The sequence below is a fragment of the Bacillus cereus group sp. BfR-BA-01360 genome (assembly GCF_022663595.1).
Taxonomy (GTDB): Bacteria; Bacillota; Bacilli; order Bacillales; family Bacillaceae_G; genus Bacillus_A; species Bacillus_A cytotoxicus.
In genome coordinates this window covers 1-316 of sequence record NZ_JAKUFV010000086.1, presented here as the reverse complement: position 1 = coordinate 316, position 316 = coordinate 1, and the positions used below count along the sequence as shown (strand labels likewise).

Genomic DNA, 316 nt, shown 5'->3' with positions numbered 1-316 from the left:
TTCTTGCTCCTTGTTTGGATAGATACGAAACTTATACACTTTGTTAACTAACATTGATTTCACCTCCTTTTAGTATATACTCATTATATACAAAACATAAGTATATACCGAAATGGAAGTGAAGTAGTATGGAACGTATTTCAAAATTAATTACGTTTCCTGCTGATTTAGTGGCAGAAATCGAAAAATACCAAAAAGAAAATTACATCACGAGTTTTGCAGGTTCGGTTTACGAGCTTATTCGTAAAGGTTTAAGTGTGTCGGATCGTTAACGTGGCATAAGCCACGCCCTATCCGAAGGCGATTCATCACCCAC

At 36.1% G+C, this 316-nt stretch carries 2 protein-coding genes; one reads left to right on the top strand and one right to left on the bottom strand.

Annotated elements, in window-relative coordinates:
• The coding region (locus MR056_RS22780) for a helix-turn-helix domain-containing protein (RefSeq protein WP_375293724.1) at nucleotides 1-54 on the bottom strand (54 nt) is incomplete at its 3' end.
• 74 nt (nucleotides 55-128) lie between these two features.
• Between MR056_RS22780 and MR056_RS22025 the strand changes: the two genes are divergently transcribed.
• A complete protein-coding gene (locus tag MR056_RS22025) occupies nucleotides 129-272 on the top strand; it encodes a hypothetical protein (protein WP_210368499.1) in 144 nt (47 codons plus the stop codon).
• The last annotated feature ends 44 nt before the right edge of the window (nucleotides 273-316 follow it).